This is a genomic window from Pseudoduganella sp. UC29_106, assembly GCF_044055365.1.
In the GTDB taxonomy this organism is placed as follows: Bacteria; Pseudomonadota; Gammaproteobacteria; order Burkholderiales; family Burkholderiaceae_D; genus Rugamonas.
The window spans coordinates 7,119,923-7,132,753 of record NZ_CP171977.1; the positions used below are offsets into that span (position 1 = coordinate 7,119,923).

At 64.3% G+C, this 12,831-nt stretch carries 7 protein-coding genes; 2 read left to right on the plus strand and 5 right to left on the minus strand.

The window, feature by feature from the left end:
- Positions 1–26 precede the first annotated feature (26 nt).
- From ACHMW6_RS35380 to ACHMW6_RS35400, 5 genes are all read right to left on the minus strand, one after another.
- Positions 27–1,964 (minus strand): DUF885 domain-containing protein, encoded by a 1,938-nt coding sequence (locus ACHMW6_RS35380; protein ID WP_395404313.1) that lies wholly within the window; start codon positions 1,962–1,964, stop codon positions 27–29.
- Positions 1,965–2,000: 36 nt separating this feature from the next.
- A complete protein-coding gene (locus ACHMW6_RS35385; protein ID WP_395404315.1) occupies positions 2,001–2,426 on the minus strand; it encodes a hypothetical protein in 426 nt (141 codons plus the stop codon).
- Between the two features lie 39 nt (positions 2,427–2,465).
- Positions 2,466–2,795: a hypothetical protein gene (locus ACHMW6_RS35390; protein ID WP_395404317.1), complete on the minus strand. Its 330-nt coding sequence runs from the start codon at positions 2,793–2,795 to the stop codon at positions 2,466–2,468.
- Positions 2,796–2,859: 64 nt separating this feature from the next.
- Positions 2,860–7,014 (minus strand): DEAD/DEAH box helicase, encoded by a 4,155-nt coding sequence (locus ACHMW6_RS35395; protein ID WP_395404319.1) that lies wholly within the window; start codon positions 7,012–7,014, stop codon positions 2,860–2,862.
- Positions 7,014–8,939 carry a S9 family peptidase gene (locus ACHMW6_RS35400; protein ID WP_395404321.1) on the minus strand — a complete coding sequence of 642 codons (1,926 nt, stop codon included), beginning with the start codon at positions 8,937–8,939 and terminating at the stop codon, positions 7,014–7,016. The genes ACHMW6_RS35395 and ACHMW6_RS35400 overlap by 1 nt, the downstream gene beginning before the upstream one ends.
- A gap of 66 nt (positions 8,940–9,005) precedes the next feature.
- On the opposite strand from ACHMW6_RS35400, the gene hemE reads away from it, so the two are divergent.
- A complete protein-coding gene (gene hemE, locus ACHMW6_RS35405) occupies positions 9,006–10,082 on the plus strand; it encodes a uroporphyrinogen decarboxylase (protein ID WP_395404323.1) in 1,077 nt (358 codons plus the stop codon).
- A gap of 739 nt (positions 10,083–10,821) precedes the next feature.
- Positions 10,822–12,831 (plus strand): primosomal protein N', encoded by a 2,010-nt coding sequence (locus ACHMW6_RS35410; RefSeq protein ID WP_395404325.1) that lies wholly within the window; start codon positions 10,822–10,824, stop codon positions 12,829–12,831.

Here is a 12,831-nt window from a genome sequence, read left to right on the forward strand (position 1 = left end):
CGGGGCGTTGGGAGAGCTTAGACCGCTTACTGCATCAGGTCCTTGATCACGCGCACGGGCGCGCTGCCGTAGCTGAGGAACTGCTCGTGGAACTGCTTCAGCGAGAACTTGCTGCCCAGCGCGTTGCGGCGCTGTTCGCGCAATTCCATGATTTCGGAATAGCCGCTGAAATAGCTGGTGAGCTGAACGGACGTCAGCTGCACGCGGCGCCATTTTTCCTCGGCTTCGCGCGTGGTCTGGAAGGCTTGCTTGGTGAGCAGGTCCATGGCCTGCTCCTGCGTCATGCCCAGCACGTGCACGCTGTAGTCGAGGATCGTGTTGGTCACGCTGCGCAGGTTCCACTTCGAGTACATCAGCCACATCTCCGGCTCGTTGTTGCCATAGCCTGATTCCAGCATCATGCGCTCGGCGTACACCGCCCAGCCTTCCACCATCGCGCCATTGCCGAAGATGGATTTCACGATCGAGGGCGAGCGGTTGGCATACACCAGCTGGGCGTAATGCCCCGGAATCGCTTCGTGCATGTTCAGGATCTGCAGGATCCAGTGGTTGTACTCGCGCAGGCTGCTTTCCGCCTGCTCCGGCGTGGCGTCATCCAGCGGCGTCACGTTGTAGTAGGTGCGGTCCTGCGGACGGTAAGGTCCCGGGGCCTCGATGCTGGCGCCCGCCACGCCGCGCTGGTAGGCCGGCGTTTCGCGCACCACCAGCGGCTTCTTCGGGTCGAGCGTCAGCAAGTCATGTTCGACTACCCAGTCCTGCAGCACCGGAATCTGGCGCCGGATCTCAGGGAAGAAATCCTTCGGCGCCACGTGGTTGGCGGACAGCTTGTCGATCATCATGCCGATCTTGGCGCTGCGGTCGGCCGGCTTCGGCGTATCGGCCAGGTACTTCGGCCACAGCTCGTCCGAGATGCGGTCCATATTCGACAGCAGCTGCTCGCGCGCCGCCAGCGCTTTCTGGTAAGTCTGCTCGGCCGTGCTGCCGGACTGGATATCGAAGCCGAACTTGGCCTCGTACAGCTCCTTGCCGATGCGGAAGGAGCGCACATTCGCTTGCGTGGCCAGCTGCTTGTCCAGCTCACCCAGCCAGGCCGCATAGCCTTCCACCGCCGTCTTCGCCGCCGCGATGCGCTGCGTGAACAATTCCTTTTCCTGCGCAGTCAGGATGGAGGCTTGCGCTTCCTTGTCCAGGTCCGCCAGCACGGACAGCACACCCGGCGCCTGGTCGATGGCCAGGCGGGTATGCTCGCGCGTCGGATTATTGATGCTGTTGCGCGCCGCATCGTAGTAGCCCGGCACGCCGGCGATGCGCTTCAGCAGCGTGCGCAGGCGCTGCGGCTTGGCCGCGTATTCCGTGTTCAGGATGAAGTCGATGGGGCTGGCGATATTGTAGGACGCCGGGTTCCACTCGAATTCACGGAAGGTGGTCAGGTACCAGCGGTCGCCGTTCAGCTTGTTGATCAGCAGGCCCAGGTCGGAACGCTGCTTGGGCGAGAGCTGTTTCGCGTCGATGGCGCCGAACTTCTGCAGCCACTCGTCGATGAAGGCCAGCTGCTTTTCGCGCGTGGCCGGGTCCGGTATGGTCAGCGTGGCGGCCGTGTCGTACTTGCCGACGACGATGGCCGATTCCGGGTCGATGCGCCACAGGGCGTTCAGGAAAATGCCGGCCTGGCTGTCAAAGCTGCGGTCCTGGCGTCGCTCGGCCGGCATCGGCTTGGCGGCGGGCGTTGTCGCGGCCGCGGTGGCGACAGCTGCGCCGGCTGCGCCCGCAGCGGCGGCCTTGCCCTTGCCCTTCGACTTTGCGCCGGATTTTGCGCCGGACTTCGCGCTGGCTTTGCCCTTGCCCGCCGATTTCTTCGCGCTGGCGCTGGTCCTGGCCTTGCTGGCAGGCTTCTTCGCCGCCTCGGCCGGCGCGAACGCCAGGGACAGCATCATCGCCGCCAGGGCGATCTTGGTCTTGATCATGTGTTCAGCCTTCTGAAAGTGCGACCTGCGAGATTATCACAAGCCGAGCAGGCTTCGGGCCTCTGTGGAACTCAGCCGTGCGCCCTCGGCGGCGGCGTCGGGCGGCAGCCATTCGGGGAAGGGCGTTTCGCGGTTGACGTGCTTGCCGGACGCGGTATGTTCCTGCACCACGCGCGCCAGTGCGGCAGGCGGCAGCTCCGGCGCCAGCGCGGCCAGCGCCGGCCACAGGCGGCGGTGCACCATGGTCAGCTTGTTCTGCAGCAGGCGGCAGACCAGGATATCGCTGCTGTCGTTCAGCGCATCCAGCACGGAAAAGATTTGCTTGCCCTTGGGGTGGCCCCACCAGCTGCCCTTGACGGGCTCGCCGGCGATGGCGTCGGTCAGGCGCGGCGCGGAGCCCTGGGCGGAAACCAGGACGACACCGTGCATGCGCACGAATTCAAGCGCTTGTTGGGTATCCATGCCCGGATGATGGCATGGAATGCCGGCCTTGGCGAGGGCTCAGAACGGGCCCATGCGGTTGCCGCGGTCAAGCGTGGCGTAGCGGTCGAGGATGGTGGCAACCAGCATGCCCTGGCGCTTATCTTCCAGGCGAACGCTGAGCAGGCAACTGCTTTGTTGCTGCACCTGCCGGGAGGATTGCTTGCTACGCCAGCCGAATTTGGGCTTGTCGGCCGATTCGACGATGAAATTGGACTGCAGCGGCCCGCCATCGTCTTCCCGCGATGCCAGGCGAATGGCGCGGGATTCAATGCCGGCGGCCAGCAGGGCTTCGCGCGCCTGTTCCGCGACGGATAAATTGTCGAAGACGCGCAGCAGAGTATCGACCATGATGTCTCCTTGAAGCTTATGTCTTCATCATAGACCCGCCGCAGGAACTTTGCCGCACGTTTACTTAGCGGCGCAGACCCTCGTTCAGCATGGCCAGCATATCCTCGGCCGTCATGCGTGCCGCGGTGTCGCTGCCGTCGAGCAGGCTGTCGGCCAGTTCGCGCTTGTGGCCGTGCAGGTCGACGATGCCTTCTTCAATGGTGTGGCGTGCCACAAGGCGATAGATGGTTACAGGGCGCAACTGACCCATGCGGTGGGCGCGGTCCGAAGCCTGGTCTTCCACGGCCGGGTTCCACCAGGGGTCCATGTGGATCACGTAGTCGGCGGCCGTGAGGTTGATGCCGACACCGCCCGCCTTCAGGCTGATGAGGAAGAGATCGCCCTCGCCGGCCTGGAAGGCATCGACCGCCTGCTTGCGCTGGACCATCGGCGTGGAACCGTCCAGGTACTGGTAGCTGATGCCCTGGCGTTCCAGGTGCGCGCGGATCAGGGTCAGGTGATCGACAAACTGGCTGAACACCAGCACCTTGTGCCGGTTTTCCAGCAAGCCGTCCACCAGGTGGGCAAAGGCGGCCAGCTTGCTGCTCTGGAGTTTCAGGTCCGGCGCCACGAGGTTGGGATTGCAGCAGGCGCGGCGCAGCTTCATGATCTCGGCCAGGATCTGCATCGATTTCTTGTCCACCGGGACATCGATGGCTGCCAGCTTGTCCAGCGCTTCGCGCCGCAGCGATTCATACAGCGCCGTCTCTTCCGCCGACAAGTCCACTTCCAGCGTGATCTCGGTGCGCGCCGGCAGTTCCGTCAGCACCTGGGCCTTGGTGCGGCGCAGGATGAAAGGCCCGATCAGGCGCCGCAGGCGGTTGCGCGCGCCCACTTCGGCGCGGTGGTCCTGCTGGCGCTCGATCGGCCCCGCAAAGCGCAGGTTGAATTGCTCATGGCTGCCGAGCAGGCCCGGATTGATGAAGCGGAACAGGTTCCACAACTCGCCGAGGTGGTTTTCCAGCGGCGTGCCGGTAGCCACCATGCGGAAGTCGCCCTGCAGCGCCATCACAGCCTGCGAGCGCTTGGTGGCGGCGTTCTTGATGGCCTGGGCTTCGTCCAGCACGATGGTGTGCCAGTGCTGTTTCGTGAAGCGCTCGGATTCCAGCTGCAGCAGGCCGTAGCTGGCGATCACGAGGTCGAACGGACCCGCATTCTCGATGATGGCTTCGCGGTCGCCCGTGCCATACAGCTTCACGTTCAGCGTGGGTGCGAAGCGCGCCGCTTCCGCCGCCCAGTTCAGGCAGACGGAAGTCGGCGCCACGACAAGGGTAGGGCCTTGCGGTGCGCGCAGCAGGATCAGGGCCAGCGCCTGCAGCGTCTTGCCCAGGCCCATGTCGTCGGCCAGGCAGGCGCCCACGCCCCAGTGGGCCAGGCGCGCCAGCCATTCGAAGCCTTCGCGCTGGTAATCGCGCAGCTCCGCCTGCAGTGTGCTGGGCAGCTGCGGCGTGTAGGCGGCGGAAGCTTCGATGCGCGCCATGTGTTCCTTCCACATGCGGTCCGCTTCCACGATGCCCACGTCGGACGCCAGTTCTTCCAGCACGAAGGCGGCCAGGCGGTGCACTTTCATGCCCGCGTCATCGTCTTCGCCGTAGGCTGCCAGTTCCTGCAGGCGGCGGTGCAGTTCGTCGGACAGCGCCAGGAACTGCTGGTCACCCAGCGCGACAAACCGGCTCTTGTTGGCGCGGATCAGGTCCAGCAGCGAGCGCAGGTCCAGCACGCGCTCCTCGTCGATCTGCAACTGGCCGCTGGCGGCAAACCAGTCCTTCCTGCTCTTGATGTTCAGGCGCAGCTGCTTGGTGTAGACGGGCTTCGTGACGCGGAAGGCTTCGCCCTCCGGCCAGGCGATGACCACATTGTCCTGCTCCTGCAGTTCGGCCAGCAGCTCCAGTGCCAGCGCGGGCTGGCCCAGCAGCCATTCGCCGTGGTCCTGCTCCGCCTGTTCCAGCACTTCGCATTTGAGCACCAGCTGGCGCACGGCGTCGCGTTCGCCCGCCAGGTTGCGGCGCGCCTGCACGGAACGGCCGCCGACGTCGGCGATCACGCTTTCGGCGCCGGCGCCCGGTGCGTAATAAGGGCCTGCGTCCGGCAAGGGGCGCACCTGCACCTGCATCTTCAGGCCCTGCTGGTAAGGCAGCAGGTGTACGTGCAGGCGGCTGTCCGCCTCCACCTGTTCGGCGTTGACGGCGCCGGCGCCAATGTCCGATTGCACCGTGACCACCGAAGACACGGAACCGATTGCCTTCAGCACCTGTTCTTCCGCATGCAGCGGCACGGTCAGGCCATCGCCGATGATGGCGGCGATGCGGCGGTGCTCGTCGTTCACGCTGACCACGCGCAGGCGGTTCGGCGCTTCCTTCACCACGATCACGCCTGCATTCGGATCGGTGACGGGCGGCTGCAGCGTCAGGCGCAACTGGCCGTTGAGCGTGCGTATCAATAGCTCGGGCTCACCGCCATTCAGTTCAACCCGCGTATCCGGCGCATCCATCCAGTACACATGCGGATGGCCGACCAGGGCCAGCGCGGCCTGTTCGGTATCGATGTCGTAGCGCAGGCCGGAGGAGTACGCCTGGCGCGAGGGCGCGATGGTGCTGCTGATGCGGATGTCCTGCGGCGTCAGGAAGTCCAGCTGCGAAGCTTCTTCGCGCAGGCGCTTCAGCGCGACAGGGCGCGCCTTGCCCCAGCCGCCGCGCGCATCGCGCTTCTGTTCGCGCGGTTCGACTTCCGCGATGCCGTGGCGCGCGCCCAGGCTGATGGCCCAGACCAGGCGCGTTTCGCCGCCGCTGTCCGGCACGCCCTGCTGCAGGTTGATCAGGGCCGTCAGCTGGCGCTGCCAGGCTTCCTGGCGCTCGAACCAGGTGGCGAGATCGGGCAGGCCAAGCTTCGCGCGCAATTCGGCTGCGCGCGTTGCCGCGCCTTCGTCGCCGAGATGGCCCAGCAGGCCTTGCGCCTGCGCCGCGATGAACAGGAAGCCGGCCGCTTCCGCGTTCTGCAGCAGGTCCTGCAATTCGGCGCGGCGCTGCTTCAGCTGCGGCAGCGCCAGCCAGTAATAGAGCAGGGACTGGAACATCTGCGCCTGCATCGGCGTTTCCCAGGCGCGCGACAGCACGATGTCGGCCTGCATGGTGCCGGCGCGGATCTGGCGCAGCATGCTCAGTTGCTGGTAGACGGCGCTGTCCGGATTGTGCTGGGCGTGCACCGCCAGTTCCAGGTAGCTCTCGGCTGCTTTCAAGTGTTTCGCCTCGCCGGCGCGCAGCAGCGCCACCATATAGAGATGGCCGCCCATGCCCTGGAACAGGTGCTTGCGCTTGCCGGATTCGCGGCGGATGGCTTTCAGCGACGCCTCGAATCCTGCCAGCGCGGCGGTGGCTTCGCCGCGCAGCAGCAGGACCACGCTGGAAAAGAATTGCGCCAGCGCGCCGTCCACGCCCTCCAGGTAGCGCGCCGCATCGGCCAGTTGCCCGCACAGGATCGCGTGTTCGGCCAGCGCCAGGCGGAGCGCCGGGCTGACGATATGCTCGCCCCCGATGCGGCGCTGGAAATGGCGTTCCGCATAGCCGCGCACCAGCGGCGCCAGCGCGGGCTCGCGCTGCGTGTGCTGGAGCAGCAGCATCAGCACATCGTCCTGCAGCAGCGGATGCACGAGCAGCAGCATGCCCGCCTCGAAGGGGCGGGTGAAGATATCGACAATCGGATGCAGCTGGGCCGCTTCGTAGCACACCATGCATGCGGCGAGCAGCGGCATCACTTCCTGCGGCGGACGCCCGCGCAGCAGGGCCATGCGCAGGCGCGCCACGCCGTGGCGGTAGCTGCGCGGCTCGTACGCACCGTTCCAGTTCTGCCGCATCGGGTTGAGCGCTTCGTGCGCCAGGCACAGCTCATCGAGCATGTGGGCGCCAATGGCGGCGCGGATGGCGGGCCAGCGCAGCCTGGCGTTGCACACGTAGCCGCGCGCCGTGACCACGCTGGTGAAGGCCAGGCGTTCCAGCTTGATCAGCGGATCGTCCAGCGTCATCACAGTGAAGGGCTGGCCGTTCGCATCGTTGACGCCGGCCTTGACCAGCTGGTCGAGGATGGCCGTGCGGCCAACGGGATCGCCCATCAGTGCCAGCAGGGCGAGAATCATCTTCTCGGGAAGTTCGAGGGCCTCGAACTCCGCCAACAGCGCATCACTCATCAGAAATTATCGATCACCACCGGTGGCGCCACATCGGCCACGGGCAGGCCGAAGATGCGTTGGTAGAAGTACAGTTCCGCTTCCAGCGTACGCACGATGTTCTCCGCCTTGCGGAAACCGTGGCCTTCGCCTTCCAGCGGCATATAGGCTACCGGCACGCCACGCTGCTTCAGCGCTTCCACCATCATTTCAGACTGCTGCGGCGGCACCACCTTATCGTCCAGGCCCTGGAAGAAGATCATGGGACGCGTCAGGCGGCCGGTGTGGTGAATGGGCGAACGCTGCGCATACAGGGCCTGGCATTCCGGCTTCGGTGCGATCAGGTACTCGTTGTAGTGCGATTCGAACTTGTGCGAGTCGTCGTCCAGTCCCTGCAGGTCGGACACGCCGTAGTAGCTGGCGCCCGCCTTGAATACCTCGTGGAAGGTCAGCGCACACAGCGTGGTGAGGCCGCCCGCGCTGCCGCCGCGCACGATCAGGCGTTCGCCGTCCACCAGGCCGTTGGCGACGAGGTGGCGGGCGCCGGCGATGCAGTCCTCCACGTCCACGATGCCCCACTGGCCCTTCAGCGCATCGCGGTACTCGCGGCCGAAACCCGTGCTGCCGCCGTAGTTCACGTCCAGCACACCGAAGCCACGGCTGGTCCAGTACTGCGTGGCCAGCTTCAGTGTGCTGGCCGCCATGCCGGTCGGGCCGCCGTGGCTGATCACGATCACGGGGGGCTTGCTGGCGGACGGCGCCTGCACATCCTTGTTGCCTGGCGGGTAGAAGAAGGCGTGGGCCGTGCGGCCGTTTGCGCTCGGGTAGCTGATGCTGTCCGGGATGGACAGGTAGCCCACGTGCGGCAAGGTGGCGATCGAGCGCTCCAGCACTTCCAGCACGCCGGTCGCCAGGTCGATGCGCGCGATTTCGGCGGGGATGGTCGGGCTGCCGGCCAGCAGCACCACGAAGCCGTCGCCGACTTTCAGCTCGCGGATTTCCTGGTAGGGATTGGCGATCGGATCGAGCGCGCCATTGTGCAGGCGCGCCAGCTTGCTGACGCCCTTCTCTATATAGGTGCAGACGATCTCGCCGTCCGGCGCGAAACCATACATCGAATTGCCGAAGGTCCAGTGCGGCGAGCCGAATTCCGCATCCATCCGGCACAGCGGCTCCGTGCCGTTTGCGCCCACGCGGTACAGGTTCCACCAGCCGCTGCGGTCGGAGACGAAATGCAGTACGCCGGCCGGCGACCACTCCGGCTGGCAGATCGATTCATTCGGGCCGCCCGCCACGCGGCGCACCGCACCCAGCGAACCGTCGTCATGCACCTCGGCCAGCCATAGTTCCGTACCCTGCCAGGGCATGCGCGGATGGCTCCAGCTCAGCCAGGCCAGCTTGCTGCCGTCCGGCGACAGGCGCGGCGAAGAATAGAAGTCGTCGCCCAGCGCGAGCACGCTTTCACCGCCGTCGAAACCGACCGCACACAGCGTGTTCACCGGCTGCGCGTGCGAGCCCTCGTCTTCCGGATGCTGCTCGCGCACGGCGATCAGGCGCTGGCGCTGCGCATCGACCACGAAGTCGGCGTAACGCTGGCGGCCGGCGGCCGTGAAGGGATACGGTTCGGCCGCGCCATCCTTGCGGTACAGGCGGTTGTCCGCGAAATGCGAGAAGAAGACGCTGTTGCCGTCGACGGTGTAGGCGCCGCCGCCGTATTCGTGCACGCGGCTGCGCACATTGAATGGCAAAGGTGTCAATTCCTGTATCTGTCCATCCTGGCGGCGCATCAGCGTGTTGCGGCCCGCTTCCGCGGCGCGGCCGGCCAGCCAGTAAATGTCGTCTCCGCGCAGGGCGATGGAGGACAGGGGCGTGGCGCCGGCAGCGACCAGATCCGCGCTGATGGGGGACGGCCAGGCGCCGTAGGGAGCGGTGAGCGTAGAAGTCATCGGTCGCGTATTAAGAGGGCAAGGATGCGATAATAGCGTCTTTCTTCCCGCTTTTCATTGTCTTCCATGCCACAATTTGCCCCGCTCCAGAACGATACCTTCCTGCGTGCGCTGCTGCGCCAACCGACCGAGTACACGCCGGTCTGGCTGATGCGCCAGGCGGGGCGTTACCTGCCGGAGTACCGGGCAACGCGCCAGAAGGCGGGTTCCTTCATGGGCCTGGCCACCAATCCGGACCTGGCAACGGAAGTCACCCTGCAGCCGATCGACCGCTATCCGCTGGATGCGGCCATTCTGTTCTCCGACATCCTGACTGTGCCGGATGCGATGGGCCTGGGCCTTTACTTTGTGGAGGGCGAGGGGCCGAAGTTCGAGCGTCCGCTGGTAACGGAAGAGGATGTGAAGAACCTGCGCCTGCCGGAACCCGGCTCGCTGGACTATGTGTTCAAGGCTGTGACCCAGATCCGCACCGCGCTGAATGGCCGCGTGCCGCTGATCGGCTTCTCCGGCAGCCCGTGGACGCTGGCCTGCTATATGGTCGAAGGCCAGGGCTCGCGCGAGTTCCACACGATCAAGAAAATGCTGTACAGCCGTCCGGACCTGATGCACCACATCCTGGATATGAATGCCCGCGCGGTAGCCGAATACCTGAATGCCCAGATCGATGCTGGCGCACAAGCCGTGATGATTTTCGATTCCTGGGGCGGGGCGCTGGCCGACGGCGCTTACCAGCAGTTCAGCCTGCAGTACATGCAAAAGGTCGTTTCCCTGCTGAAACGCGAAGTGGACGGCGTGAAAATCCCCGCGATCGTCTTCACCAAGGGCGGCGGCCACTGGGCCGAGGAAATCGCCGCCATCGGCGCCGATGCCATGGGGCTGGACTGGACCGCCAACCTGGGCAAGGTGCGCGAGCTGGTTGGCCACAAGATGGCCCTGCAGGGCAATATCGACCCGGCCGTGCTGTTTGCCCAGCCAGACCAGATCCGCGCCGAAGCCGTGCGCACCCTGGAGTCGTTTGGCAAGCATAATACCGGCCACGTCTTTAATCTGGGCCACGGCATTTCCCAGTTCACGCCGCCGGAATCGGTGTCGGTCCTGGTCGAAACCGTCCACAGCCATAGCCGTGCCATGCGCGCAGCCTGATTGTAGTTTCGCTCCAAAGGCGCGTTTCCACTGGAACGCGCCTTTTTTCATGCTGCATCGCTGTTAGTGTGGACTGACTTATGCACAAAATTTTCTGCTGTAGAAATATTGTGCATCGCCTCTGCCCTTACTCGGAACATAATTCCAAGTCTTTGATTTTTAAAGGAATATTTCCTGTCGATTTAGGCAATGTTTACCGCCGGGTAAACCTTATCCAGCGCCTGAAAGGACATTGCCGGTTCATTCTCCACAAAGTTATCCACAAAAACTGTGGAAAAAATAGAAAAGACCTTAGTAAACCGGCACTTAGTAAAAATTTGTAGGAATAGTCTTAGAACAATGTTGCGGCGCATGATTATTTTGTAAGTTTTTGCGGCGAAAAACTGTTGCGAGAACGCAATCCTTCGAGTTTCCGCGCAGGTACAATGTCCGGCGCCGTGCTGTGCCGCAACAAGGCGATTTGTGCTGGCTCAGCCGTAGAAAAAGCTTGATTTCGCTAAAAAACAGCTCTCTAAATACTGGACTTATACACAGCACGTGGAAAAATATGCGTGTTTCGGCCCTCCTAGGAGAGCGTTTGCAAGTATCTGTTTTTAAAGGGGAAAATTTGCGATATTTTGAGCAGTTTACCGGGAACGCAAGTTGAGGGTTAGCGCTTGCACCCGATCAAGACTCTATTTTCCACAAAGTTATCCCCAGAATCTGTGGATAGTTAAAGAATCGATCGACAAAGGCCCGGATGGCGCAATGCATTCTTAGAATCGCCCTCGATACACCGCTCAATTCGGTGTTCGATTACCGCTGGGATTGTGAACAATCCGAGGCACCGCGTGTAGGACAATTGGCAATGGTCCCGTTCGCCCGGCGGGAGGTCATTGGACTCATTGTTGCGGTACTACAGGAAACGGATGTCCCCGCGGAGAAGCTGAAAGATGCGCTGGCGGTGCGCAGCCAACTGGCGCCCCTGTCGCCGCAATGGCTGGCGCTGGCGGGCTTCGCGGCGGAATATTACCAGCGTCCGCTGGGCGAAGTCGCACTGCCGGGCTTGCCGAAAAACCTGCGCGTGCTGACCACGGTGGCGCTCGACCGTGCCATCAAGAAGCTCGGCAAGATGGAAGATGTCCACGACGGCACCCCTGCGGCCGCACCGCTGCTGAATGCCGCCCAGCAAGAGGCGGCGGATGCGATCGGCGGCGCGCAGGGCTTCGCGCCCTTTTTGCTGTACGGCGTGACGGGCAGCGGCAAGACCGAGGTCTACCTGCAAGCCTGCGCACAGGTGCTGGCGCGCGAGCCGCAGGGGCAGATCCTGATCCTTGTCCCCGAAATCAACCTGACGCCCCAGCTGGAGGGCAATATCCGCGCGCGCTTCCCGGGCGTGATGCTGTCCACGCTGCACAGCAGCCTGTCCGAGGGCGAGCGCATGCTGCACTGGCTGGCGGCGCATGAGGGCAGGGCGCGCATCGTGCTGGGCACGCGGCTTTCCATTCTCGCTTCGCTGCCGCATTTGAAACTGATCGTGATCGACGAGGAGCATGATCCCTCCTATAAGCAGCAGGAAGGCTTGCGCTATTCGGCGCGCGACTTGGCCGTGTGGCGCGCGCACCAGCTGAAGATTCCCGTGGTGCTGGGTTCCGCCACGCCGTCGCTGGAAACCTGGCACCACGCGCTGGCGGGCCGCTACCGCAAGCTGGAACTGCGCGAGCGCGCCGTGCAGCAGGCCGTGCTGCCCACGGTAAAGCTGATCAACACGGCGCGCGACAAGGGCCGCGATGGCCTCAGCGCCAACCTGATCGACGCGATCCGCCAGCGCATGGCAAAAGGCGAGCAATCCCTGCTCTTCCTGAACCGCCGCGGCTACTCGCCCGTGATCTGCTGCGAGTCCTGCGGCTGGGTCAGCGAGTGCAAGCGCTGCACGTCCTTCATGGTGCTGCACAAGCCGGAATTCCGCCTGCGCTGCCACCATTGCAGCCTGGAGATGCGCATCCCGCGCCATTGCCCCACCTGCGGCAATGTCGACCTGCAGCCGCTCGGACGCGGCACGCAGCGGGTGGAAGAGGGCCTGCAGGCGCTGTTCCCCGAGGCGCGCATCCTGCGTATCGATGCGGACAGCACGCGCCGCAAGGGCAGCGCACAGGAAGCCTTCGACAGCGTCCACCGCGGCGAGGTCGATATCCTGATCGGCACGCAAATGGTCGCCAAGGGCCATGACTTCAAGAGGTTGACACTGGTCGGCATCCTGAATCCCGATACCGCGCTGTTCTCGCAGGATTACCGCGCCAGCGAGCGCCTGTTCGCGCAATTGATGCAGGTGGCGGGACGCGCCGGCCGGGCGGGCGGCAACACCAGCGAGGTGATGATCCAGACGGCTTATGCTTCACATCCCCTGTACGCGGCGGTGGTGGCTCACGACTATGACCATTTCGCCACCTCCCTGCTGGCCGAGCGCGAACAGGCGGGCCTGCCGCCCTACCTGTTCCAGGCCATGCTGCGCGCGGAAGCGTCCGAGCTGGCGGTGGCGATCGAGTTCCTCAAGCTGGCGCGCGACCTGGTGCAGCATCCGGGCATCACGATCAATGATCCTATCCCCATGAGCATGACGCGTGTGCATAACGTCGATCGGGCGCAGCTGCTGGTGGAATCGCAGTCGCGGCCGGCGCTGCAGGCGTTTCTCAGGGAGTGGATGAATGCGTTGCGGGAGATGAAGACGCGGGCAAAGTGGTCGTTGGAAGTGGACCCGGTCGATATTTGA